General features: G+C 33.9%; 23 protein-coding genes. 15 read left to right on the top strand and 8 right to left on the bottom strand.

Annotated elements, in window-relative coordinates; translation table 11 throughout:
• Positions 1 to 18 precede the first annotated feature (18 nt).
• Positions 19 to 1,236 (bottom strand): helix-turn-helix domain-containing protein, encoded by a 1,218-nt coding sequence (locus WDZ98_RS00530; protein WP_368057482.1) that lies wholly within the window; start codon positions 1,234 to 1,236, stop codon positions 19 to 21.
• 135 nt (positions 1,237 to 1,371) lie between these two features.
• Positions 1,372 to 2,040, bottom strand: a complete 669-nt coding sequence (locus WDZ98_RS00525; protein ID WP_368060873.1) for a trans-sialidase — start codon at positions 2,038 to 2,040, stop codon at positions 1,372 to 1,374.
• A 97-nt stretch (positions 2,041 to 2,137) separates the two neighbouring features.
• Between WDZ98_RS00525 and WDZ98_RS00520 the strand changes: the two genes are divergently transcribed.
• On the top strand, positions 2,138 to 2,512 hold the full coding sequence (locus WDZ98_RS00520; RefSeq protein WP_368058671.1) for a hypothetical protein: 375 nt from the start codon (positions 2,138 to 2,140) through the stop codon (positions 2,510 to 2,512).
• Positions 2,513 to 2,857: 345 nt separating this feature from the next.
• Positions 2,858 to 4,300 (top strand): menaquinone biosynthesis decarboxylase, encoded by a 1,443-nt coding sequence (locus tag WDZ98_RS00515; RefSeq protein ID WP_368058673.1) that lies wholly within the window; start codon positions 2,858 to 2,860, stop codon positions 4,298 to 4,300.
• On the opposite strand, the gene mqnC is transcribed toward WDZ98_RS00515, so the two are convergent.
• Positions 4,295 to 5,413 (bottom strand): cyclic dehypoxanthinyl futalosine synthase, encoded by a 1,119-nt coding sequence (mqnC, locus tag WDZ98_RS00510; RefSeq protein ID WP_368058675.1) that lies wholly within the window; start codon positions 5,411 to 5,413, stop codon positions 4,295 to 4,297. The genes WDZ98_RS00515 and mqnC overlap by 6 nt on opposite strands.
• 156 nt (positions 5,414 to 5,569) lie before the next feature.
• Here mqnC and WDZ98_RS00505 point away from each other — a divergent pair, with 156 nt between their 5' ends.
• From WDZ98_RS00505 to aroA, 6 genes are read left to right on the top strand one after another with little or no spacing between them, the layout of a single operon-like run.
• Positions 5,570 to 6,352 (top strand): 2-amino-3,7-dideoxy-D-threo-hept-6-ulosonate synthase, encoded by a 783-nt coding sequence (locus tag WDZ98_RS00505; RefSeq protein ID WP_368058677.1) that lies wholly within the window; start codon positions 5,570 to 5,572, stop codon positions 6,350 to 6,352.
• Entirely contained in the window at positions 6,345 to 7,403 is a 1,059-nt protein-coding gene (locus WDZ98_RS00500; protein WP_368058679.1) for a 3-dehydroquinate synthase II, read from the top strand. Before WDZ98_RS00505 ends, WDZ98_RS00500 begins: the two co-directional genes overlap by 8 nt.
• The gene (gene aroD / locus WDZ98_RS00495) at positions 7,400 to 8,086 is read left to right on the top strand and encodes a type I 3-dehydroquinate dehydratase (protein WP_368058681.1); all 687 of its coding nucleotides are present in this window, start codon (positions 7,400 to 7,402) and stop codon (positions 8,084 to 8,086) included. The genes WDZ98_RS00500 and aroD overlap by 4 nt, the downstream gene beginning before the upstream one ends.
• Before the next feature lie 34 nt (positions 8,087 to 8,120).
• Entirely contained in the window at positions 8,121 to 8,942 is an 822-nt protein-coding gene (gene aroE, locus WDZ98_RS00490) for a shikimate dehydrogenase (RefSeq protein WP_368058683.1), read from the top strand.
• Positions 8,942 to 9,802, top strand: coding sequence for a shikimate kinase (locus tag WDZ98_RS00485; protein WP_368058685.1), 861 nt, complete (start codon positions 8,942 to 8,944; stop codon positions 9,800 to 9,802). Before aroE ends, WDZ98_RS00485 begins: the two co-directional genes overlap by 1 nt.
• Positions 9,786 to 11,054, top strand: coding sequence for a 3-phosphoshikimate 1-carboxyvinyltransferase (aroA, locus tag WDZ98_RS00480; RefSeq protein ID WP_368058687.1), 1,269 nt, complete (start codon positions 9,786 to 9,788; stop codon positions 11,052 to 11,054). The genes WDZ98_RS00485 and aroA overlap by 17 nt, the downstream gene beginning before the upstream one ends.
• A gap of 374 nt (positions 11,055 to 11,428) precedes the next feature.
• On the opposite strand, the gene WDZ98_RS00475 is transcribed toward aroA, so the two are convergent.
• Positions 11,429 to 12,400 carry a hypothetical protein gene (locus tag WDZ98_RS00475; protein WP_368058689.1) on the bottom strand — a complete coding sequence of 324 codons (972 nt, stop codon included), beginning with the start codon at positions 12,398 to 12,400 and terminating at the stop codon, positions 11,429 to 11,431.
• A gap of 197 nt (positions 12,401 to 12,597) precedes the next feature.
• Between WDZ98_RS00475 and aroC the strand changes: the two genes are divergently transcribed.
• The 4 genes from aroC to WDZ98_RS00455 are packed head-to-tail and all read left to right on the top strand — an operon-like array spanning position 12,598 to position 16,328.
• Entirely contained in the window at positions 12,598 to 13,695 is a 1,098-nt protein-coding gene (gene aroC, locus WDZ98_RS00470; protein ID WP_368058691.1) for a chorismate synthase, read from the top strand.
• A 4-nt stretch (positions 13,696 to 13,699) separates the two neighbouring features.
• A complete protein-coding gene (locus WDZ98_RS00465; protein WP_368058693.1) occupies positions 13,700 to 15,070 on the top strand; it encodes an aminotransferase class I/II-fold pyridoxal phosphate-dependent enzyme in 1,371 nt (456 codons plus the stop codon).
• The gene (locus WDZ98_RS00460) at positions 15,067 to 15,918 is read left to right on the top strand and encodes a prephenate dehydrogenase/arogenate dehydrogenase family protein (RefSeq protein WP_368058695.1); all 852 of its coding nucleotides are present in this window, start codon (positions 15,067 to 15,069) and stop codon (positions 15,916 to 15,918) included. The genes WDZ98_RS00465 and WDZ98_RS00460 overlap by 4 nt, the downstream gene beginning before the upstream one ends.
• A 5-nt stretch (positions 15,919 to 15,923) precedes the next feature.
• The gene (locus WDZ98_RS00455; protein WP_368058697.1) at positions 15,924 to 16,328 is read left to right on the top strand and encodes an NUDIX domain-containing protein; all 405 of its coding nucleotides are present in this window, start codon (positions 15,924 to 15,926) and stop codon (positions 16,326 to 16,328) included.
• On the opposite strand, the gene thiC is transcribed toward WDZ98_RS00455, so the two are convergent.
• Both thiC and WDZ98_RS00445 read right to left on the bottom strand, forming a co-directional pair.
• Entirely contained in the window at positions 16,311 to 17,639 is a 1,329-nt protein-coding gene (gene thiC / locus WDZ98_RS00450; protein ID WP_368058699.1) for a phosphomethylpyrimidine synthase ThiC, read from the bottom strand. The two genes, WDZ98_RS00455 and thiC, sit on opposite strands and share 18 nt — an antisense overlap.
• Before the next feature lie 458 nt (positions 17,640 to 18,097).
• Entirely contained in the window at positions 18,098 to 18,289 is a 192-nt protein-coding gene (locus tag WDZ98_RS00445; RefSeq protein WP_368058701.1) for a hypothetical protein, read from the bottom strand.
• A gap of 96 nt (positions 18,290 to 18,385) precedes the next feature.
• Here WDZ98_RS00445 and thiD point away from each other — a divergent pair, with 96 nt between their 5' ends.
• From thiD to WDZ98_RS00430, 3 genes are read left to right on the top strand one after another with little or no spacing between them, the layout of a single operon-like run.
• Positions 18,386 to 19,687, top strand: coding sequence for a bifunctional hydroxymethylpyrimidine kinase/phosphomethylpyrimidine kinase (thiD, locus tag WDZ98_RS00440; RefSeq protein WP_368058703.1), 1,302 nt, complete (start codon positions 18,386 to 18,388; stop codon positions 19,685 to 19,687).
• A 55-nt stretch (positions 19,688 to 19,742) separates the two neighbouring features.
• On the top strand, positions 19,743 to 20,447 hold the full coding sequence (locus WDZ98_RS00435; protein WP_368058705.1) for an NDP-sugar synthase: 705 nt from the start codon (positions 19,743 to 19,745) through the stop codon (positions 20,445 to 20,447).
• Between the two features lie 5 nt (positions 20,448 to 20,452).
• Positions 20,453 to 20,890: a GNAT family N-acetyltransferase gene (locus WDZ98_RS00430; protein ID WP_368058707.1), complete on the top strand. Its 438-nt coding sequence runs from the start codon at positions 20,453 to 20,455 to the stop codon at positions 20,888 to 20,890.
• Here the strand turns inward: WDZ98_RS00430 and WDZ98_RS00425 are convergent.
• Both WDZ98_RS00425 and WDZ98_RS00420 read right to left on the bottom strand, forming a co-directional pair.
• A complete protein-coding gene (locus tag WDZ98_RS00425; protein ID WP_368058709.1) occupies positions 20,887 to 21,327 on the bottom strand; it encodes a hypothetical protein in 441 nt (146 codons plus the stop codon). The genes WDZ98_RS00430 and WDZ98_RS00425 overlap by 4 nt on opposite strands.
• 42 nt (positions 21,328 to 21,369) lie before the next feature.
• Positions 21,370 to 22,389, bottom strand: a complete 1,020-nt coding sequence (locus WDZ98_RS00420) for a galactose-1-phosphate uridylyltransferase (RefSeq protein WP_368058711.1) — start codon at positions 22,387 to 22,389, stop codon at positions 21,370 to 21,372.
• Between the last annotated feature and the right edge of the window lie 59 nt (positions 22,390 to 22,448).

Genomic DNA, 22,448 nt, shown 5'->3' with positions numbered 1-22,448 from the left:
AAATACTTCTTTTACAACTCAACCAATTACTTCCAATATTTTCTCAGGAGGAATCTGCCCATAACTCTTCTTCAACTCATCAATCGTATTCCATCCGCCAATCTCTGCAATCAATCCAAAATTGTAATCAGTCTTTGATAGCCAATAATGTGCACCAATGTGACGCAAAGCATGATTCGGTCTGCTCTTAAAATATTCTCCCTTTCCAAGATGAGAGTAAACTTGCTTTAGTTGATTAGACATCATAATGTGAAATCTCTGCTTTGACAAAGCAGATTCATAAATTCTACTACTCCCTCTGTCTTTTAGCAAATCAATGCTGGTCTGGGTGTCTGATCTTGTAATATACTTGAGCCACTTGCCTCCCTTGATGTGTCTGGTCTTTGTCTCAAATGCAGTCATGATGTATGTTGTTTTGTAAGATGCGCTTACGTGCTTTGTATAATCAAGACTCATCTGGAACAGTGCGCCAAATCTTGCACATGATTCTATGCCAATCCAGAACCATCTGTACACATCTGAATCAATCCCGAATTGTTCCTTGATGTATTCATCTGCTTTTTTCAACTCTTCTTCTGTCAACCTGATGTCGCTGTACTTTCCATGGTTTGGCACCTTTTGTGACATTATTCCACGTGTACCACGTGGCCAGTTCATGCCATAATATCTGCAAAAATCCCGCACTCCCTGAACTTTACAATACACTACATTTCGAATATCTGAAGGAGCCCTTGCACCACGCTTATCACGCGATGCGTTTCCCTGTCTATACATCTTGGCATACTGGCGCAGAATCATCTCTGTGTTTTTTTCTGATATGATCAGATTCTTTGGCGGTATCTTGCATGTGTTGCAGACAGACTCTAGGGATCCCAATCTTATCCTCCACGAACTTACTGGCAGTCCGCCCTTTCTTGTAGTGAGATCATCAATCCACTCCGATACCAGAGGATCGCTTGCAATGGGATTGGATAAGCTAAATCTGAAAAATTTTGATTCCAGAGATTCCTTTGGAAGTAAGAGTTTGCCTGAAGATGTTTTCTGGATAGCCTGAGATCCTTTCATCTTTCTGATGTATTGGTATATTGTCTCGCGTGAGACTCCCAACGTCTTGGCAGTTTCTGTTACAGATAGCGGGTATGGCCTTGAGCCTTTGCCTGTAATTAGACTATGAATCTCATTTGTAATCTGTTCTTCTGTTGATTTATGTCCATGAATTTTGATGACGGTTCTCATGGAATGCCTCCAAAAAAGAAGGTCATACTGAAATTTTTTTTATGAGTTAAATTGTCAGGATTACGGCATGTGCTGGGTTTCAACACTTGACACTTGGATAGATTTTAAAAATAGAAAATAAAGGATATAATTGAATTAGAAACCTTTTGGTAGCGTACCACGTTTGGGCTTTGGTGGTTCTGGTGTTGGAGTTTGTTGTGCTTGTGCAGCAACGCCTTCAACTGACATATTGATTCCACTAAAACTTCCAAATGTTTTATCAGCAGGATGATATGCTAGTCTTGCTCGTGTTGCATAGTATTGGTTTGACATTGCGGTGTAACCAGTTACTTTTGCTTTTTGATCATTCCAATTTTTGGTTGGAACTTTTCCTACAGGAGCAGTTCGTCTTACATAGTATCTGTTAGGAGCTGGAGAATAGCCTGTTACTTTTGCTCGGTAATCATGGAATGATGTCATTCGAGCATTCGTGTATGCATTCTCTAATGCTGCTTGTATGGTTGCTGGGAGTTGCGATGTTGTTTCAGCTGGTTTTGGTGCATCTGCAGGTTTTGGTGCTTCTGCGGGTTTTGTTTCCATTCCTTTAGGTAGAACACCTTTAGGTTTGGTAGTTGTTGTAGAACTTTCAGATGGTTTTGTTTCAGCTGGTTTAGATTCTGCTGGTTTTACTTCGGCAGGTTTTGTTTCTGCGGGTTTTGGAGCAGGTTTTGATGCTAGCTGAGTAGAAAGTTGATTTAGTCTTGCTTCTAATTCGGCAATCTTGTTTTCAAGATCTTGTTTTGTTTGCTTCTTAGCAGCTGCCATAATTTTGATGCGCAATCTGGGGTTTATGTATATTTGGGTTGATTACCGCAACTAATCTTGATCAAGTTTTATATGCTGAAATCACATACATTGTGACATGGATGACTTTGAGAAAGAATATCCGGAATTTGACTGGAAAAATACACCAGCTTACAAACACCCAGGTGGCAAAGATTGCCCATGTCCAAAGCATGAATACATCAGAGAACAGATCAATTTTACAAGACAGGTAAACCAAAAAGGAAAAGAACCATCAAAAGTTACTCTAAAATTTTGCCCCGATCATTATAGAGTATACATGGAAGAAGTAATTCCTGCAATGCCATTAAAATATAAAATTCTTACAAAAATTGCATTGAAGCTTGGCGCAATTCAGATTGAGCAATTAAAGTATATGGAATCAGAGTTATGCTTCTATTGTAAATTCGGATCTGGAGGCCATGATAGAAAAACAGAACTTCCACCAATGTAAGTTATTCTGAGCTTAGCAAAATCTTAGGTTTATTTGGAGTATCATGATGACATAGATTTCCACATAATGGACATTGTTTTCTATCAAGAAAAATGCACTGACAAATATGAGAATTAAGATAGGACTTTGCAGATTTGTTTGACTCCCCAGTCCCATTACAAAAAGGACATTGAGAACACAATAGTTCTATTGTTCCAGTTCCCTTACAAATCACACATTTGTCATCACTCAATATCAATTTTTAGTGAAATCAGAATTAAAAGAGAGATGTCAAATGATTTTTAATAAAACCCACTTTCGGAGAAATCGAGGTAAGCTTATACTTGATCTGACTTGAGAGTCAACATGGGAATAGAAGATATCCATGATTTCATAGTCGAGCTTGAAAAACATGGTGAGTTAAAGAGAGTCAAAACTGAAGTTGATTCAGATTTAGAAATTGCTGAAATCATGAGACGGGAGATGTACAACAATGGTCCGGCAATTCTTTTTGAAAATGTGAAAGGGTATGATATGCCAGTTTTAGGAAACGCGTTTGGTTCAATGAAGAGATTAGAGATAGGATTGGAAATGACTGACTTTACTGAGATTGGTCAACGCATTGTAGATATGACAAAGATGGACATGCCATCAGGATTACTAAATAAAATTAAAAAACTTCCAGAGTTGACAAAAATGACCGCATCATTTCCCAAAGCAGAAACGAGTGGACCTGTAACTGAAATTACATCTAGTGATGCATCATTTGATGATTTACCAATTCTAAAATCATGGCCAAATGATGCAGGAAGATTCATCACTTTAGGATTAGTTGCGACAAAACATCCAGAGACAGGAGTTAGAAATCTAGGAGTTTACAGAATGCAAATAATTGACAAGACACATGCGTCAATGCATTGGCAAAAACACAAACGAGGAGCTCATCATAGTGATATTTCAAAAGAGAGAGGAGAAAAAATTCCAACTGCAATAATTATTGGGGGTGAACCAGCTACTATTTTTTCATCAATTGCTCCCGTGCCAGAAGGATTAGACAAATACTTGTTTGCAGGAATTACAAGAAAAGAAGGAATCAAAACGGTAAAATGCAAAACAATTGATTTGGATGTTCCTGCAAATGCAGAGATAGTCTTAGAAGGATATGTAGATCCTGCAGATATTAGAGATGAAGGACCATTTGGAGATCATACAGGATACTATACACCAGTTGAACCATATCCGACATTTACATTAACAGGAATAATGCGAAGGAAAAATCCAATTTATGTTACAACAGTAGTTGGAAAACCAATTCTTGAGGACGCATATATTGGAAAAGTTATCGAGCGCTCATTTTTGCCATTGATCCAAATGTTCCATCCAGAAGTAGTAGATTTTAGCATGCCAGCAGCAGGATGGTTTCAAGGATTTGCAATAATATCAATCAAAAAAAGATATCCAGGTCAAGCCAAAAAAGTCATGATGGGGTTATGGGGAATGGGACAGTTATCCCTAACGAAGATGTTTGTGGTAGTAGACGAGGATATCAATGTTCACGATATCAATGATGTGATATGGGCAATTACTACAAGAGCAGATGCTGCAAGAGACACTACAATAATCAACAATACACCTACAGATACACTTGATCCTGCATCACCACTTGTCAATTTAGGTTCTAAAATGGGAATCGACGCAACACAAAAGACAAGAGAAGAAGGATATGAAAGAGAAATTCAACAGCAAGTAAAAGTTGACGAGAAAACCAAGAAACTAGTAGATTCCAAGTGGTCCAGTTACGGTCTATAATACAGCAATAGGATTGTAAAAATTATCTCTCTCTTCTACCTGATAACCAATCTGATGAATAGCATTAATGATTACTTTATCAGTTAATTCAGTAGAGCGAGAACCAGTACATGAAACGACTTCTTCACCAATTAATGTACCACCAAAATCATCAGCACCATATTGTAAAGCAAGTTGAGCCATACCAACACCATTAGTTAACCATGAAGATTGAATGTGAGGAATTAATCCATCAAAGACAAGTCTAGATATTGCAATCATCTTCAAAAGCTGAATTCCACCAGTACCATATTCAACTAATCCTTCTTCGTGCATTTGTGTATTATTTGGCTCAAAATTCCATGGGATAAATGCCATAAAGCCTTTAGTTTTTTCTTGTAGATTTACAATTTTGAAAAAATGTTCAACAATATCATTTTTGTTTTCTACATGACCATACATCATTGTTGCAGATGCAGGCAATCCAATTGAATGTGCTTCATCCATAATTCTAATCCAAACATCACTGGAAATTTTCTTTGGACTGATAATGTCTTTAACAGAATCAGTTAAAATTTCAGCGCCAGCTCCAGGAATTGATTGAAGACCTGCATCTTTTAATCTAGACAATATTTCTTTTGTGGATGATTTTTCAACTCTTGCAATCATATCAATTTCAGATGTAGATAATCCATGAACACCAACAGACGGGAATTTTTTTCGAATCATTCTAAATGCATCTTCATAATATTCAATCTTCAAACTTGGATTATGTCCACCTTGAATCAAGACTTGACGAATCTTAAATAAATCCCATGAAGCTTTAACTCGAGATTCAATTTGATCAAGAGTTAGTGTATAGGAATCATCAGCCCCAGGTGATCGATAAAATGCACAAAACTTGCAATCAGTGATGCAGACATTAGTATAATTCAAAATAATGTTATTTACAAAAGATGCTTTTTTTCCAAATTGTTTTCTTGTCAAATGCCCTGAAACAAGACCCATAAGATGAACATCGTCAGATTCTAACAATCTTAAACAATCTTCAGGTTCAGGTCGTTTGCCGTTAAGAGAGTTTTCTAAAATATCTTTGATGTCACTTTTTTGTATCTGTGCAGTAGTTTGACTCAAGTGTTTTAGTTCCTTAGAATTTCTATTTAATCCTTGATAGAAATATTGAACAAAAAAAGAATCAAACAAAATGAGTCATTTATGCGCAATTTTTGAGAAAATTGAGTTCAATGATTCACGTTATTTTTAAGTAGGGCACAAAAATCAGATCAGATCATGGTATCAGGTAATCAAATCAGACTAAGTAGAATTCTCAGAAAAGGAAGAATGCTTTGCATTCCAATGGATCATGGAATTTCAAACGGACCAATTGAAGGTCTTGAAGATCCAGTTTCCACAATTTACAAATGTGAAGGACACGGTCTCACAAGTGTAATTATCAATAAAGGAATTCTCAAAGCATTACCCAAACCAACCAAGATAGGAATTTTAGTTCATTTTTCAAGTAGTACATCATTATCATTATCACCAAATCGAAAGATGTTAACAGGTACAGTAAAAGAAGCAGTTGCGATGGGAGCTGACGGAGTGTCATTACACATCAACATTGGAGGCAAAGAAGAGCCAGAGATGTTAGAACAACTTGGAATGACTGCAGATCAATGCCACAAGTGGGGAATGCCACTTTTAGCAATGATGTATCCAAGAGGTGAAAACATCAAGAATCCACATGATCCTGAAATTGTCGGACATGTTGCAAGAATTGGTGCAGAGTGTGGTGCAGACATTGTTAAAACGCTATACACAGGAGATATAGATTCCTTTGCAAAAATTGTAAAGAGCACTCCAGTTCCAATTGTTATTGCAGGCGGACCAAAAGCAAAAACAGATTTAGATATTCTTCAAATGACAGAAGATGCAATGACTGCAGGAGCTAAAGGAGTAACATATGGAAGAAATATCTTTGCACATAAGACACCTGAAAAAATGGTTGAAGCACTAGCTGAAATAATTTTCAGAAAAGGAACAGCAAAGGAAGCAATGAAAAAAATTGAGTAAAACCAGAGAATTAATAATTTCACCTAAAGTGTCTCATACACAATTAGCCAAATTTCTGCCTCAGTTAGAAGAAGAGGGAGTTAAGATGGTATATCTCGATCCCAAAAAAATAGGAAGTAAAAAAACAAAACTTAAGACAGTGTTTCCATCAAATTCAGCAAATTATGTAGTTCTTGAAAAAGAAGGAATGAAGGTAAAAGGAAAGAAAGTAGGAAGAAAATTTCAAGTATTATCAAACTCAGATATAGACAACATCCTTACAATTGCAAAAAAAGGATTAGATTTTGTAATAGTCGAAGTAAAAGATTGGAAAATAATTCCATTAGAGAATATTATCGCAAAACTACACAAAATCCACACCAAGATTTTTGCGATTGCTAAAACACCTGAGGAAGTAAGAAAGATGTTTTCAATTCTAGAAGTTGGAGTAGACGGAGTAATCTTCAGTACATCTACAATCAATGAAGTCAGAGAAGTCATGGTATATTTGGGAACAAAGAATTTTGAAATGTCACCTGCCAAAATTACAGAAATAAAAGAAGTGGGTGATGGTGAACGTGTTTGTGTGGATACTGCATCAATGCTTCACAAAGGTGAAGGGATGTTGATTGGAAGCAGATCAAACTTTTTGTTTCTAGTTCATAATGAATCAGTAGGATCATCATTTACATCACCAAGACCATTTAGAGTAAATGCAGGTGCAGTTCATTGTTATACGTTATCACCAGACGGAACAACAAATTATCTCTCAGAAGTAGAAACTGGTTCTGAAGTATTGATTCTTAATTCAAAAGGGAATGCAAGACGAGCAACTGTTGGAAGATCAAAGATTGAGCGCAGACCAATGCTGATGATCAAAGCAGTTGTAGGTGGAGAAACAGGGGGAATAATAGCACAAGACGCAGAAACTATTCGTTTTGTAAAACCAAATGGACAACTAGTATCAGTTACTCATTTAAAAAAAGGAGATATGGTAATGGTACATGCAAAGCCTGCTACAGGCAGACATTTTGGAATGGAAGTTTCAGATGAATATATTTTAGAAAAATGAAATACAAGACTTGTGTATCAATTGCTGAAAAAACACCAGTAATAGTTGTAAAAAGATTGAAAATTGCACTTAAAAAATCAGATTATGTAGAAATAAGATTTGATTTTTTAAAAATAGAGCAAATTCCAGAAACATTAGAAGTAATTAAAAAAGATCTGAATAGAATTGTATGTACATTAAGACCAAAAACAGAAGGAGGAAAGTTTTCTGGAGACGAGAGAGAACGAATCGCAATTCTAAAATTAATTGCAGAATACAATCCATTTCTATTAGATGTTGAATTTAATACATTAAAGAGAAATTCGGCATTAGTAAAATATCTAAAAACTACAAAAATAAAATTACTTGTGTCGTGGCATGATTTTAAAAAAACACCAAATATGTTAGAACTCAAGAAAAAACTTTGTCAGATGAGTAAATTTTCATCTAACGTAAAAATAGTTAGTACTGCAAAGTCAACTAGTGATTCAACGAGAATGTTAGAGTTGTATAGTAAAAAAGGAAAAAATAATTTGATTTCATTTGCAATGGGGGATTTTGGAAGAATTTCTAGAATTTTATGCCTATATTTAGGCAGTCCATATACCTATGTGTCATTAGGAAAGGCAATTGCGCCAGGACAGCTTAGTGTAGATGAAGTTAAAAAAATTACAAATCTAAAAAATACGATCTCAAAAAGTTGAGAGTTTAAATCAATCATATAATTAGAAAAGGAATATGAGTAAATCATTTGCAGTGATTGGAGATCCTATTGATCATTCATTATCACCAAATATTCATAGTGCCGCATTTAGAGAAATGAATTTAGATTCATCGTACATTGCATATAGAATTCCAAAGGGAGAACTAGAAGAAGGAATAGAAGGTTTAAAAAAAATCAAGATTGATGGGTTCAATATCACTATTCCTCACAAAATAGAGATGATGAAATATTTAGACAAGATTGATGAATCATGTAGTTTGATTGGTGCAGTCAACACTGTAACAAACACAAATGGAATTCTAAAAGGATACAATACAGACATGGATGGATTTTTAGAACCATTTAAGAAAAAGAAATTAAACATTGCAAACACCAAAGTTCTTCTTTTAGGAGCAGGAGGGGCAGCTAGAGCCATAGTTGCAGGATTTGCCAAGGAAAAAGCAAGCAGTATAACCATAGCAAATAGAACATTAGAAAATGCAAAAAATCTTTCAGAGTTTGCAAAAAAAATTAGATTAAATGCAAACGCAATAAAGATTGAGGAGGTTAAAGACACCGCAAAAAATTTTGACATTATCGTAAATGCCACGTCAGTAGGTCTAAAAGACGAATCAAGTCCTATTTCCTTAGAAGGGATTAATGAAAAAACAATTGTTTATGACATTGTATACATACCAATTAATACAGATTTTATAAAAAAAGCAAAAGAAAAAAATGCCATCATAATATATGGGTACGAAATGCTTCTAGGTCAAGCAGTAAGAGCATTTGAGATATGGCATGACATGGAAGCACCTTATAGTGCCATGAAAAAAGCATTGTTAGGAGGATTTTGATGGTAAAAGCAACTGCTACTGTCCACGGAGCAATTTCATTGGTTAATGCAATTGCAAACCAAAAAGGTGCAACTTTAGGTATTTCATTAAAAGTGGAGGCAACAATTGAAACCAGTCCAGGTAAAGGAATCACAATTCAATCAGAAAACAAGAGTTTGAGTTCTCGTTTAATTAACAAAACCATTGAAAAAATTGTTTCAAAAAAAGAGTTAGAGGAAAATAAGATCACAGTTTCACTTTATTCAGAAATACCTACAGGGTATGGATTAAAAAGCTCCAGTGCAATTTCATCTGCAATTGCACTAGCATGTGCAAAAATATTCAAGCCAAAATGGACTGATCAACAGATACTTTTGGCAGGAGTAGATGCATCTATTGAATCCAAAGTAAGTATTACAGGAGCTTATGATGATGCATGCTCATGTTATTATGGAGGTTTCAATGTAACAGATAATGCAAAAAGAAGAAGAGTGCATTTTGAAAAAGCACCATTAAATCTAATTGCAGTGATATTTATTCCAAAAAATAGAAAGAGAGGAAATTTGAAAAAACTCAAAATATTATCATCAATATTTGAAAATGCATGGGAGTTAGCAGGAAAAACAAAGTATTGGGAAGCCATGAATATAAACGGATTAGCTACAGCATCAATTCTAAACTCAGATCCAAAAATAATTACAGAGCTAATTGAAAAAGGTGCATTAGGTGCATCAGTATCCGGCAATGGTCCATCAATAGTAGCAATAACAAAAAAAGAAAACGAGTCTGCAATTAAAAAAATATTTTCAACCCTAGAAGGGAACATAATCATTTCAAAAGTTAGTAATAAAAAGGCAGAAGTTTATGAAGTGCAAAGTTGAAAAATCCAAAATAACAGGCCAAGTTATTTGTCCTCCAAACAAAAGCTATACACATAGAGCAATCTTTCTTGCATCACTTGCAGGTAACAACAGTACTGTGAAGAATATGTTATTTTCAGCAGACACCATAGCAACGATTGAAGCATGTAAAAAATTTGGTGCAAATATTGAAGTCAGAGATTCGTCAATTATTGTCAAAAATTCAATAAAAATAGGCATAAAAGTGCCTGAAATCAATACAGAGAATTCAGGTACAACGATAAGAATTGCAGCAGGGATTGCCAGTTTATTTTCTGAAGAAATTATTTTAACAGGAGATTCAAGCCTTCAAAAAAGACCAATGCAACCTCTCTTAGATGCATTGTCAAGTATAGGAGCACAATGCCAATCAACAAATGGGAATCCACCAATCAAAATAAAAGGTAGGATTAGTGGCGGAGATGTAAAAATTCCAGGAAATTTTTCTAGTCAATTTATTTCAGCATTATTAATTTGTGCACCAATGACAGAAAAAGGAATAAATTTAATCATAGAGGAAGAATTAGTATCAAAACCATATCTTGATGCAACAATTGCAACAATGAGAAAATTTGGCGTATCTGTTCAGACATTAATCCCATACAAAAGATACAACATATCACCACAAATCTATAAAGATGCGGTATTTACAATTCCAATTGATTTTTCAAGTCTTGCATTACTTTTGTCAGCTGTTGTTCTTAATGGAGAGAAAGTTACAATAAAAGGTAACATTGGTAATTTACCACAAGGAGATGAAGCGTTCATAGATATTCTAGAACAATTAGGAGTTAAAGTGAATATTAATGACGAAGTAATTGAAATTAAAACTCCTGAAAAACTAAATGGTGGTAAATTTGATTTAAGTAATTCGCCAGATCTTCTTCCTCCGCTTGCAATATTGGCATTAAAATCATCTGCTCCAATTGAAATATTTAATGTTAAACATGCAAGACTCAAAGAGACTGACAGAATTGCAATAATTGCACGGGAGATTGTAAAACTAGGAATTAAAGTTCAAGAAAAAGAAGACGGATTAATTTTAGAATCATCAAATAAAATGACTGGTGCGGAATTAAATTCTGAAGAAGATCACAGACTATTCATGGCATTTTGTATTGCTGGAATGTATGTCGGAGATTGTGTTGTAACAGATCCACAATCAGTAAAAGTGTCATATCCAAATTTTATTGAAGAAATGAAACGTCTTGGAGCAAATATTCAAATCCAGTAAATTTTTCAAAAAAATAGATTAGTGTAAAGGCGCGACCCTGTATAGAGTGAAAAGCATTCTCCTCACCCACAACGCTTTTGCGTAGATAACATGTCATTTTCGCAGGGCCGCGCAAATCATTCGATATAATTTGCACGATTTTGCATATAGGATATATGTAATTGTAATATTTAAGAATATATTATAATTATTTCATAAAATACAGTATTTTTATATAATTTTTAATATCTAATAATGACTCATTTCAAGATTCAAAATGATGAAAAAATATAACAAATTTTAGAATGAGGAATTATAAGCATCAAAATTAGTCGTCAGTAGCAAGATCATCTAAGAGTTTAGAGTATTTCTTGATGAGTTCATCAGTAATTTTCTCATGTTCTGGACTCATACTTAATCATCCTTTCTGAGACATATAAAAACAACTGTTTCATAATAGTTGGTTCAAGGTCACGTCGATGTTTCTTGATCTCACTCAACATTTCCCTTAATTTTGTATTTTCTTCTTCTGGACTAATATCTAATTCATAAGCACCGCCATCATCTGAAGGATTAACCACTGTAAACTCTAATTCAACTGGAGGAGACAGAGCAGTTGGATTACTCAGACTTTCCCAGACAAAAAACGCGACACGATAATCTCCATTTTCTTCTGGAATCCATGAAGTTGATGGACTAAATGACGAGTGAGGATTTATCGTTCCGTTAATCCATGAAAGTGCCACGGTTCTTTTTTGATCATCAATAATTTGTGCAATCCATACAAAGTCTTGTGTATCTTCTTCCTGACTCAAAATATCAGATATTAGCAATACTTGGCGACCTGTTTGTGGAAAATCAAGTGCATTTCCACCCAAATTAGTAATTCTGGGATTGCTGGTAGGAACACGCTCAAGCGGATATCCCAGCAAACCTATCAAGGTAGTCTCCATCATGTGTATTTCAGAGAACTCATGATCTAATGGTAATGTATCATCAGTATACGTAACAATTGCAGTATCTCCCTCTCTAGCATACAAGATATTTGGCGCAGAACGAGTATCGCTAAGAGAAAAGGTTCTCTCAAAGATTCCGGAATTTTTTTCAGTCTCATACAATGTCAGTGTAATGCCTTCAGGAGAACTATCAGAGTACACAAAGACTGAAACTGTTTCAGCATATGATGAAATATTGTTTGAATCAAAATCAGTTAGGATAATCTTTACAGTTCCAGTTCCGTTAATTATTCCAAAGTTGTGCTTGTCCCATTGCAGTTTTGCTTCTGTATAGTCAGGAGAATTTTCAGCAAAAGCCAATGTAAATGGAATCAACACAACAAATATCAAAAAAATCACAAAATACTTCATACCGTATGAAATCTCATCCCATCATTGAAAAGTGCTTCGAACATATCATACCATAGATTCATTTTATTTTTCAGCAAAATCACAGTATAATAGCGAAAAAAGTTTGGACAAAACCAGATATTTGTGCCTATTTTGGAGGGGATTTCCTGTGATCTTGACCTATTTTACAATTATAAGCATCATTTAACATTGATAGTATGTTGCCGGGAAGTTCTATTGGTCAGCGTCTTGTTTTAACTAGTTTTGGAGAAAGTCATGGAAAATCAATTGGTGCAATAGTAGATGGATGTCCAGCAGGATTAGAAATTGATGAAAAAGAAATTCAGATAATGTTAGATCAAAGAAGGCCAGGTCAAAATCTAATTTCAACACAAAGAAAAGAAAAAGACATTGTAGAAATTATTTCAGGAGTATTTAGAGGACATACTACTGGAGCACCAATTACAATGTTGATTTGGAATAGTGATCAAAAATCAAAAGATTATGAAAATTTAAAAACAAAACTTAGACCAGGACATTCAGATTATCCAGCCATGATAAAGTATAATCATTTTAATGATTATCGAGGAGGAGGGAGATTTTCTGGAAGACTAACTGCAACTCATGTAATGGGTGGAGCCATCGCAAGAAAGCTACTCAAAGTGACATTAGGTGTTGAAACAAATTCATACACATCACAAATTGGAAAAATAAAGATGGAAAATGAATTTAATGAAAAAATGATTAGGTCAATATATAAAAACGAAGTAAGATGTCCAGAAAATAAAATTGCAGAAAAAATGAGAGATAGTATTTTAGATGCAAGAAAGAAAGGAGATTCTCTTGGGGGGATAATTGAATCAATAACAACCAATGTTCCTGTAGGATTAGGAGAGCCAATTTTTAGCTCATTAGAATCAGATTTGAGTAAAGCAATTTTTTCAATTCCATCCGTAAAAGGAATTGAATTTGGATCAGGGTTCAGAGGAGCAGAATTGCATGGCTCTGAAAATAATGACCTGTATACAATTAAGAAAGGAAAGATCATAACAAAGACAAATAGATCAGGGGGCATTCTGGGAGGGATTTCAAATGGAATGCCAATCACGATTAGAATTGCATTCAAACCAGCATCATCAATTGCTCAAAAACAGAGCACTGTAGACATTAAGACAAAAAAAGAGACAATACTACAAGTCAAGGGAAGACACGACCCATGTGTAGTACCAAGAGCTCCACCGGTAGTAGATTCACTTGTAGCATTAACGATAGCAGATCATGCACTCCTAGCAGGAGTAATCAAACCAACATTATAAGAAAATGTCAGACATTAATGATCTTCGCAATAGAATGGATGATGTTACACTAAAAATGATTCATCTGTTAAAAGATCGAACCGATATTGCAAAAGAAATAGGAGAAATTAAAAAAAACATTGGTAAAGGGATAACAGATGAAGGGAGAGAAGAAAATCTACGAGAAAAAGTTATCACGTTGTGCAAAGATATAGAGTTAGATGAAACCATAGCTGCAAAATTTTTAAATTTTCTTTTAAATGAATCAATCAAGGTACAATCCAATAACAAACCATCCCATCTTTCTATTTTCCTAAAAGCAAAAGCACTGGAAGAACAAGGTAAAAAAATAATTCATATGGAAGTTGGTGAATTAGATTTTCCACCTCCCAACATTGTAAAAAATGCTTTGGAAGAAGTGTATGACAAAGGATTTCTAAAATATGGTCAAACAAAAGGATTGTCAATATTTAGAGAAGCTATTGCAAAACACATATCTAAAAAATTCAGGGTTGAAGTTACAAAAGATAACATCATAGTTAGTCCAGGAGCCAGATTTTCAATTTATACTGCAATTTCCACACTTCTTGATCCAGGAGACGAAATAATTGTAATAGAACCCGCATGGCCAGCATACAAAGATTGTGCATTAAATGCTGGAATCAAAGTAAGAGTCATCAGCACAACATTGGAAAATAAATGGGAGCCATCACTAGAGCAAATCAAGAAGGCGCTTAATTCAAATACCAAAATGATAGTATTGAATTATCCAAATAATCCAACTGGAAAAATTTTAAATGAAAAATTACAAGACGACATAATGCAATTAGCTCAAAAAAATAATCTTTACGTGTTAAGTGATGAGATTTATTCAGAATATGCAAAAACCAGCTGGAAAAGTGTTCTAAACTATAATTATGAAAAAAGCATAGTTACGCAATCATTTTCAAAATCTCACGCAATGACAGGCTTTAGGATAGGATACGGGGTAGCAAATGTAAAAATCATTGAAAAAATGGCAAAATTACAAGCATTGTGTCTTACAAATGTATCAGAGCCAATTCAATACATAGCCATGAAAGCACTTGAGGCAGACATATCCAAGAATACTAATACAGTACAAAACAGACTAGATGTGTTGGTACAGAAAGCAAATGAATTGGGGCTAGACTTTATAATTCCCGATGGTGCAATGTACATTTTTGCAAGAATTAACCAAGATGGGTTTGATGGAGTGCAATTTGCAAACAGTACACTTGAGAAAGGTTTAGCAGTAGCACCAGGAGAAGGGTTTGGAGACTACAAGAATTTTATCAGACTTTCTGCATGTCAAAATGAAAAAGCCCTAGTTGAGGGAATGAATATACTTGGCAACATCATGAGGGATAATCAATGAAGAAAGTAACTGTTATTGGTGCAGGAGGTCAAATGGGACAATGGTTTGCAAAATATTTCGCAAGCGAGGGTTTTGAAGTAACAGGATATGATACAGAAAATAAAAAAATGGGAAAAGATATCATCTCATCAGAATCACTAGTAGGAGGGATATTAAATGCAGATTATGTTGTTTTGTGCACACCTACAAGAAGAACTCCAGAAATTATAAGACTAATTGCAAAAGAAATGAAACGTGGAACATACTTAATTGAAATTTCATCTGAGAAATCCAAAGTGGTTGCAGCATTATCAAAAATGCCAACAAAAATCAACCCAATTTGCATACATCCCATGTTTGGTCCAGGAGTCAAAACGATCAAGGGTCAAAATATAATATCAGTTCCAATTAAAGATGCAAAGAAAGAATTAACCATGGCAAAAACATTGTTTGATGGTGCAAACTTTGTTACAATTGATGCGGCAGAGCATGATAAAAAAATTGCAGTGATTTTAGGATTAACTCATTTAATGAATTTAGTTTTTGCAAACATAATTTCAAAAGATGAGAAAATGAATTTAACAGAAAAAATGACAGGCACCACCTTTAGAGTTCAAAAAATATTATCAGAAAGTATAATGACAGAATCTCCAGAACTAATTGAGACAATTATTGCAAATCCTGAAATCCGAAGAGTTGCAGAGGAGCTTTGGAAAGATATTGGAAGATTACTCACATCTGTTCAGGAATCAAAGACAGAAGAAGTGATAGAATACATCAAAGAGTGTCAAGAAAGACTAGCCAAGCATACGGACATCAATGAATCTTATAAAAAACTAACAAAAATGGTAAAAACAATTGAAAAATAACAGATATGCGTGCAACAAAGATTGTCACTTCTTTCATTAAAAATAACGACAAATTATTGATTCTAAAAAGAAGTGACAAAGTAAAATCAATGAAAGGATTATGGGCAGGAATTAGTGGAATTATTGAAAACAATGAAGAGCCTTTAGAAAGAGCAAAAATTGAAATTTTTGAAGAGACTGGGATTACAAATGAAAAAATTACATTAATCAAATCGATTGGAGAGATGAGAGTAAATTCACCTCAATACAAAAATCACGAGTGGGAAATATTTCCATTTTTATTCAATGCAACAAACCCTACAATCAAACTTAATTGGGAAAATTCAGATTTTAGATGGATAAACATAGAAGAGTTACAAAACTATGAAACAGTACCTAGTCTTCAAAAGGTATTACTCAGTTTGTTGTAGATTTTTATTTTCTTTTTCGTATTTTTTCTGTTGAGGCAACATCATGTATACACAAGCACCACCACACATAGTACAAGGAACATTGTTACCAGGATGTTGTCCAGTTCTACGGTGAATTTTTGCAGCCTCTTCAGGGTCAATAGATAACGCTAGTTGTTTCTCCCAATCCAACGTACGTCGGGCTTCAGTCATCTCCATATCCCATTTGATAACTTTGTCTCGAATTTTTACTAAATCACCAGCGTGAGCTGCAATTCTATATGCAATCAATCCAGCCTTCACTTCTTCAGCATTAGGTAATGCTAGATGTTCAGAAGGGGTAAGGTAACACAAAAGATCTACACCTTCACTTGCAGAGACAGCTGCACCAATAGCACTAGCAATATGATCGTGTCCAGATGCAACATCTGTAACCAATGGACCTAGAACATAATATGGAACGTCACCAATGAGAGATTTTGCCAATCTTACATTTGCAGCAACTTCATTTAATGGAACATGTCCTGGTCCTTCAACCATCACTTGAATATCATGTTCGTGTGCACGCTTTGTTAATCTAGAAATGTTAATCATTTCTTGAACTTGTAATTCATCATGTGAATCTAAAATTGAGCCTGGCCTTAATGCATCTCCAAGGCTAAATGTCACATCGTATTTTTTGGCAATTTCCATCATGTAATCATAATGAGTAATGTATGGATTTTCTTTATCATGTTTTAACATCCATGCAGCAGTTATTGTTCCACCCTTGCTTACAACTCCACCGTATCTTTGGACTTTGAGAATTCTTTTTGCAATATCTTTTGTAATACCACAATGAATAGTAGTATAATCAACACCATCTTTTGCATTATTTTCAAATGCATTAAGATAATCATCTTCAGTTAAATTCAAAGGATTTTTGTGGAATTCTACACCATAATTATAAGCCTCATAAATTGGAACAGTTCCAAAAGTGATTGGAGCAGACTCCATAAGAGTTCGTCGTATTGTTTTTACATCACCGCCATCACTAAGATCCATGATTGTATCAGCATGATATTTTATTGCAACTTTAGCTTTTTCAATTTCTTCTTCAATGTTTACATTTAATGTAGAAGTTCCAATATTAACATTAACTTTAGTTTTCAAACCTTTACCAATTCCAACATTATGAATTTTTTGCGGTCTGACATTATTACTTGGAATAATTATTGACCCTTTTGCAATTTTAGGAATTAACCATTCAAGTGAAACATCTTCATCTTTAGCAACTTGCTTCATTTCATCAGTTGCCACTCCACGTCTAGCAGAAGTCATTTGTGTTGCCATAACGTATTCTATGGCGTTACCTGATTTAAACAATCGTGAAAATCATAGAAAGTTATGATCGTAAAAAAAATCTTTAACACTATATTAAGAAAGATGATCGACCTTTTATGTTAGAATGCCCTAATAGATCACGTGAGAACAAGTAGAGAATGCAGGCATTGTGGAAGAGAATTTTTTAGCATAAAAGAGGAGTTTTGTTCTTTTGATTGTGTTACTCAAACATCAGCATAATTATTTCATTAATTTTAGTTCATTTTCTAAAATGTCTTTTTCTAATTTTAGTTTAGAAATTCTATCTAAAATTGGAGTAGTAATACGCTCAGAATCTAGAGAATTTGCAAAGTTTTGCTTGAGTTCATAGAGACGTTAAGATAATTCAACTTCAGCATGAATTAGTGAAATATAATTTCGAAGTTTTTGATTTTCAGATTTTACAAAATCTAATTCAAAGGTAGCTATTATCGTGGCGGACTCCAACTCTCTTCCATGGCATCATCCATGTTTTTTGAAATAAGATATTGCTTTCCACATTTGAAACATTGCCAGAGAAATTTATCATCCTTAACTTTTTGATATTGCATAGGTAACAAACAAGTGGTACACTGTAATATGTCAGGCATAGTGTCATCCACCATAGGAATCTTTGTCATCAATGAAAAGATAGTTCTTCAAGTATAAAACAAATATTACAAAACATCACACACAAAATGGAAATATAGATTAGTACTTTAAAATAAGAAAACATAATGAATCTGCTTTCTATTGGAGGATCTGATCCATCGGCTGGTGCTGGAATTCAAAGTGATGTAAAGTCATTTTCGGAATTTGGTGCATATGGATTAACAGTAATCACTGCAATTACAGGTCAAAATACTTCAAGTTTTGGAATGATTGAACCAGTATCAAAAAAAATGTTGAAAAATCAACTCGAATCAGTATTAACTGATTTTAAAATTGACGGAATAAAAATTGGCATGGTGTTTAATTCAGAGATAATTAAAACACTGTATCAACAATTAAAAAAATTAAAGATTCCAATTGTTGTAGACCCAGTTATCAAATCAACAATAGGCGGAATGTTGATAGAAGATAAAGCAATTGAAGATTTTCAAAAATATATAATTCCACTTGCAACAATTATTACTCCAAATAAATTTGAGGCGGAAATATTATCAAAATCAAAGATCAATTCAAAAAATACAATAGAAAAAATTGCAAAAAATATCCAAAATATGGGAGCAAAAAACGTAGTGATTACAGGGATTGAAGAAAAAAATAACAAAATAATAGATTTTGTTCTAGAAAAAGGTACAAAATATCAAATTTCAGGAGACAAAATCAGCGGCATAAACCATGGAAGTGGCTGTAATTATTCAGCAGCGATAATATTTGCAATTTCAAACAAGAAATCAATCCGTGAATCGGTAAAATTTGCAAAGGAATTTGCATATAACTCAATAAAAAATGCAAAAAAAGTTGGAAATGGAATTAAGATAGTAGATAGTCAGAACAAAGATAAGATAAATTCAGAGTTATCTCAATCAATTAGTGAATTTGTTAAAATCAAAAACATATACAAAAACATTCCTGAATGTCAAACAAATTTTGTATATTCTAAACAAAAACCAAAATCTACAAAAGATGTCTTAGGATTATCAGGAAGAATTGTCAAAGCGGGAAAAGAAGTCATAGTTGCAGGCAATCTAACATATGGAGGATCAAAACATGTTGCCACAGCATTACTTGTGGTAAATAAAAAATTCCCAGAGATTCAGTCTGCAATAAATTTAAAATATGAAAATTCAATAATTTTGAAAATTAAAAAATCAAAGTTTTCAATATCTAGTTATGATAGAATTAATGAACCTATGAATGTTAAAAGCAAGGGAACATCAGTGGGATGGGGAATTGATAGCGCAATTAAAAATTTAAAACTACCTCCAGATATAATTTTTCATAAGGGTGATTTTGGAAAAGAACCTATGATAATAATTTTTGGAGACACACCAAAAAGTATTTTGAAAAAATTATCAAAAATTATAGGATAAAATTCTAGTGTAAAAACATCCTCGAATATAAATAGTCATATCTCAAATAACATTTGTGAAGGCAGTGATTTTAGCAGGTGGACTAGGTACCAGATTACTTCCATTGACAAAAAAGACTCCAAAACCCATGTTACCATTAGGTAAAAAACCAATTTTAGAACATCTAATCAATTGGAATAAAAAAAATGGAGTAAAATCAATTGTTTTGTGTGTGAGTCATCTTCGAAAAACAATTGAAGATTATTTTGAGGATGGAAAAAGATTTGGAGTGAGCATAGAATATGCAATTTCAGATAAACCATTAGCTACTGCAGGTCAATTAAAAACTGCAGAAGAATTCATTGACAACACTTTTGTTTGTATGTATGGCGATTCAATGTTTGATTTCAGTCTTAGAAACATGATAAAACAACACAAAGCAAAAAGAGCATTTGTCACTATGAGTCTAAATGAATACAAAACTAACTTACCCTATGGAGTAATTGATACTTCAAAAACTGGTAAAGTGTTAAGATGGAATGAGAAACCAGAGATAAAGGTAAATGTAAACATGGGTTGTTATGTAATGGAACCAAAGGTGTTTAATTTAATTCCAAAAAATAAACCGTATGGGATGGATGATGTGATTAAACACGCAATAGTCAATAAAAAATTAATCAGCAGCTTCATTACAAAAAAAGGATTTACAGATATTGGAAATAAAGAATCGTATGAAAAAGCATATCAAGAACATATTCAAAAATTGGGAAAGAACAGATAATAGAAATGAATGAACCAGTGATTAGAGAATTAAAAGAAACGGATCTTTGGAATGGATTTCTAAAATCACTAGATTCATTAAAACAAGCAAGCAACATTGAGAAATCCAAAGCCAAGGAGATTTTTGAGAAAATCAACGCCAACCCAGATCACATCATTGCAGTTGCAGAATTAGATGGGAAAATTGTCGGGTCTACAACACTCATCATAGAACCAAAATTCATTCATAATGGAGGCATGGTGGGCCATATTGAAGATGTGGTAGTCAATAAAGAGTTTCAAGATAAAAAAATAGGTGAGAAAATTATGAAGTATCTTATTGAAATTGCAAAAAATCGGGGTTGTTATAAGACGATTCTTGATTGTACAGACGACGTCAAACCATTTTATGAAAAACTAGGTTTCAAACAAGTTGCTAATGAATTAAGATTGGATCATGTTTAGAAAAATTCTTTTTTTGGACGTTTCTGTTTCTCTTTTGTTAAATAAACACCAACAACAATTACAGGAATAGACAACACCATAAACAACAACGGGGCATATTTTACAACATCTGTAATATAGACAGCATCCATTTTATCAATTAGAGAATAAGATACAAACATCCCTAACAACATAACTACTCCACCTGCAGTTATCAATCCACCAATAGGTTTTGAGCCATATTGTCTTGTCATAATAAAAGGAACTGCGGCTAAGATTCCAGCAGGTGCAGCACCAATAGAAATGAATTGAAATATTTTCGGATCAGCATCAAAGGTTATTGAGAATTCTATCTCTTCAGGTACATTAGTCATGAAATTGTAAACAGAAATCATTTCACCAGCAAACATCACAAACAAACCAAGACTTGTTACTGCGAGCCATTTCTCAATTGCCATAAGTTTAACAGATTTCAGTTGATAAATAAACCATTCAAAAAATCAAACTATGCCAACTAAATTAGCTAATTCTTTTCTACACGCTGCACCGAGTTTCTCAGCAGCTTGTTCAGGAGATATATCATTTAAGAAAATCCCATATCCACGTTCTAATCCAGACCAAGATTTTGTTATAGGATAAATTTCAATATGCCAATGAATTTGTCGACTATTTTTCTTTTCAGGAGACAGATGAAAAACCAGATTGTATGAAACGTCTTTGACAGTATTTGTAAGACCACCCAGCGTAGCTCTCAAAATTAATGATAAGTCATTGATTTCTTTTTGAGTAATTTTTGAGAAACTAGTCACGTGTTTTTTTGGAGAAATCCAAAATTCGTATGGATAAGAAGGAGCCCAAGGACAAAAAGCAATGAAGCCCTCAGTTTGAAGAACCTGTCGAGGACCACTAATTTCTTCATTTACAGTCTGACACATTGGACATACACCTTTTTCATTTAAAATCTTGTGAGATGCTTCAGCTTCAGTTTCAATAACTGGTGGAATTGTTGAAAAAGTTAAAAGATGAAGGTGAGGATGAGGATTTGTATTTCCAGCCAACTCTCCATGATCTGCGTAAATTGAAACATATGTTACTCCTTTTTGAGTATAAAGCCATCGTAATCTATCTTGAACTACAACTAAAACATTGGACCATTGTTCAGTATCAATTGTTGCAAATGTATCTTTTTCATTTGGAGACGCAACAACGATGTAATGATATCCATAAGAAGGCTCGCTGTAAAATGGTTTGTCACTGTAAGAATTTTCTGTATCTATTGAAACGATAGGATTTTTACTTTCAAAAACTCGAATTGCCCAACCCTCAACATATGATTCATCTTCATTATCTTGAAGACGTTGTAGCATTCCATCTTTTGCAACAAGTGATAAAACAGAAGGATTGGTCATAGATTCATTGCCAGGTGCAAATGGAGATTTTTTTGGATCAACTATTTTATCGTCTTTTTTTGCGACAATCATGAAACGCTCAGAAACGTAATCTTTGCGCATGTCCCCCATATTGTTAATGGAAGTAAAATGTCTGTTAAAACGTTTACTAAACACAGTGGAAAGCAAAT

Origin of the sequence: Candidatus Nitrosopumilus sp. (assembly GCF_040878665.1) — an archaeon.
In the GTDB taxonomy this organism is placed as follows: Archaea; Thermoproteota; Nitrososphaeria; order Nitrososphaerales; family Nitrosopumilaceae; genus Nitrosopumilus.
This window is presented reverse-complemented; position numbering and strand designations above follow the sequence as displayed.

What these genes read in the sequence shown, in the direction of transcription:
- WDZ98_RS00520 (WP_368058671.1), top strand. Translation starts at nt 2,138, where the DNA reads ATGGATGACTTTGAGAAAGAATATCCGGAATTTGACTGGAAAAATACA.
- WDZ98_RS00505 (WP_368058677.1), top strand. Translation starts at nt 5,570, where the DNA reads ATGGTATCAGGTAATCAAATCAGACTAAGTAGAATTCTCAGAAAAGGA.
- WDZ98_RS00465 (WP_368058693.1), top strand. Translation starts at nt 13,700, where the DNA reads ATGTCAGACATTAATGATCTTCGCAATAGAATGGATGATGTTACACTA.
- thiD (WP_368058703.1), top strand. Translation starts at nt 18,386, where the DNA reads ATGAATCTGCTTTCTATTGGAGGATCTGATCCATCGGCTGGTGCTGGA.
- WDZ98_RS00445 (WP_368058701.1), bottom strand. Translation starts at nt 18,289, where the DNA reads ATGACAAAGATTCCTATGGTGGATGACACTATGCCTGACATATTACAG.
- WDZ98_RS00420 (WP_368058711.1), bottom strand. Translation starts at nt 22,389, where the DNA reads ATGGGGGACATGCGCAAAGATTACGTTTCTGAGCGTTTCATGATTGTC.
- aroA (WP_368058687.1), top strand. Translation starts at nt 9,786, where the DNA reads ATGAAGTGCAAAGTTGAAAAATCCAAAATAACAGGCCAAGTTATTTGT.
- WDZ98_RS00485 (WP_368058685.1), top strand. Translation starts at nt 8,942, where the DNA reads ATGGTAAAAGCAACTGCTACTGTCCACGGAGCAATTTCATTGGTTAAT.
- WDZ98_RS00530 (WP_368057482.1), bottom strand. Translation starts at nt 1,236, where the DNA reads ATGAGAACCGTCATCAAAATTCATGGACATAAATCAACAGAAGAACAG.
- WDZ98_RS00475 (WP_368058689.1), bottom strand. Translation starts at nt 12,400, where the DNA reads ATGAAGTATTTTGTGATTTTTTTGATATTTGTTGTGTTGATTCCATTT.
- aroE (WP_368058683.1), top strand. Translation starts at nt 8,121, where the DNA reads ATGAGTAAATCATTTGCAGTGATTGGAGATCCTATTGATCATTCATTA.
- aroD (WP_368058681.1), top strand. Translation starts at nt 7,400, where the DNA reads ATGAAATACAAGACTTGTGTATCAATTGCTGAAAAAACACCAGTAATA.
- WDZ98_RS00430 (WP_368058707.1), top strand. Translation starts at nt 20,453, where the DNA reads ATGAATGAACCAGTGATTAGAGAATTAAAAGAAACGGATCTTTGGAAT.
- thiC (WP_368058699.1), bottom strand. Translation starts at nt 17,639, where the DNA reads ATGGCAACACAAATGACTTCTGCTAGACGTGGAGTGGCAACTGATGAA.
- aroC (WP_368058691.1), top strand. Translation starts at nt 12,598, where the DNA reads ATGTTGCCGGGAAGTTCTATTGGTCAGCGTCTTGTTTTAACTAGTTTT.
- WDZ98_RS00460 (WP_368058695.1), top strand. Translation starts at nt 15,067, where the DNA reads ATGAAGAAAGTAACTGTTATTGGTGCAGGAGGTCAAATGGGACAATGG.
- WDZ98_RS00425 (WP_368058709.1), bottom strand. Translation starts at nt 21,327, where the DNA reads ATGGCAATTGAGAAATGGCTCGCAGTAACAAGTCTTGGTTTGTTTGTG.
- WDZ98_RS00515 (WP_368058673.1), top strand. Translation starts at nt 2,858, where the DNA reads ATGGGAATAGAAGATATCCATGATTTCATAGTCGAGCTTGAAAAACAT.
- WDZ98_RS00455 (WP_368058697.1), top strand. Translation starts at nt 15,924, where the DNA reads ATGCGTGCAACAAAGATTGTCACTTCTTTCATTAAAAATAACGACAAA.
- WDZ98_RS00525 (WP_368060873.1), bottom strand. Translation starts at nt 2,040, where the DNA reads ATGGCAGCTGCTAAGAAGCAAACAAAACAAGATCTTGAAAACAAGATT.